Origin of the sequence: Nocardia sp. NPDC059195 (genome assembly GCF_042754695.1) — a bacterium.
In the GTDB taxonomy this organism is placed as follows: Bacteria; Actinomycetota; Actinomycetes; order Mycobacteriales; family Mycobacteriaceae; genus Nocardia.
This window is the reverse complement of the sequence record NZ_JBHZBG010000073.1, coordinates 1-1,236: the sequence shown is the minus strand read 5'-3', so window position 1 is coordinate 1,236 and position 1,236 is coordinate 1. Positions and strand designations below refer to the sequence as shown.

Genomic DNA, 1,236 nt, shown 5'->3' with positions numbered 1-1,236 from the left:
AGGTCGCCGGTGCGGTACATGCGGGAACCGGTTTGTCCGAATGGGCAGGCGACGAATCGTGAGGCGGTGAGTCCAGGGCGGCGCAGATAGCCGCGAGTCACGCCACGGCCGGCCACATACAGCTCACCGACCACGCCGATGGGCACTTCGCTAAGTCCCTCATCCAGCACGAACACCGCATTGCCTGAGATCGGCCGACCGATCGACGGCGCTCCCGACCCCGCCACCAGCATCGCCAAGGTCGAATACACAGTGGTTTCCGTCGGCCCATACGCGTTCACCATCATCCGGCCCGGTGCCCAGCGATCCACCAACTCGGCCGATGTCGCCTCACCCACCGAATACAACGAGCGCACCGCTTCCAACCCCTCGGTGGGCATCGCGCCCATCGCGGTCGGGGTCAAGGCGAGGACGGTGACGTGCTCGTCGACCAGCAACCGGTGCAGGTCCATCGGCGAGCGCACCACCGATTCCGGGACGACGACCAGTCGGCCCCCGTGTAGCAGTGCGCCCCACATCTCCCACGCCGAGACGTCGAACGCATACGAATGGAACTGCGTCCATACCTTCCCTGCCGGGAAGAACCCTGCCTCACGCACCGACTCGAACAAGTGTGTCGTGTTCTCGTGTGTGACCCCGACACCCTTGGGGGTACCGGTCGTACCCGAGGTGTAGATGATGAACGCCAATCCGGACGGGGCCGGAACCGGGAGAGATACGCCGGATCGGATCACCGGCACCGCGGGATCGGTGACGTCGATGACCGGCAGGTCGTGCCCGGCGAAACGGGTTGCGTACTCGCCGTTGGTGAGCACCGCGACCGGTGTCGCGTCGGCGAGCATGAACCCGACCCGCTCGTCGGGATGGCGCACGTCGATCGACATATACGCCGCCCCAGTCTTGAGCACGGCCAGGATCGACAGGACCGCATCACCTGACCGCGGCAGCATCAGGGCGACGACATCACCGTGGCCGACGCCCCGGTCGATGAGCAGGTGTGCGAACCGCGACGACGCCTCGTCGAGTTCGTGGTAGGTCCATGACTGGTGTTCGAAGACCATCGCGACGGCGTCGGGTGTGCGTTGGGCTTGTGTGGCGAACAGCTCCGGGATCGACACGGCGGTGGTTTGTTCGGTGAGTACGGCCCGGTTGGAGAACTTCGCCAGTTGGGCGAGTTCGTGTTCGTCGAAGACCTCGATCGAGGAGACCTGTTGGCGTGGGTCGGCGATGATCGCG

General features: G+C 65.4%; 1 protein-coding gene. It reads right to left on the bottom strand.

What is annotated here, in order from left to right; genetic code table 11:
* Positions 1 to 1,236, bottom strand: a 1,236-nt coding sequence (locus ACFXKN_RS33480; RefSeq protein ID WP_379434801.1) for an amino acid adenylation domain-containing protein, incomplete at both ends; no start/stop codon positions are given.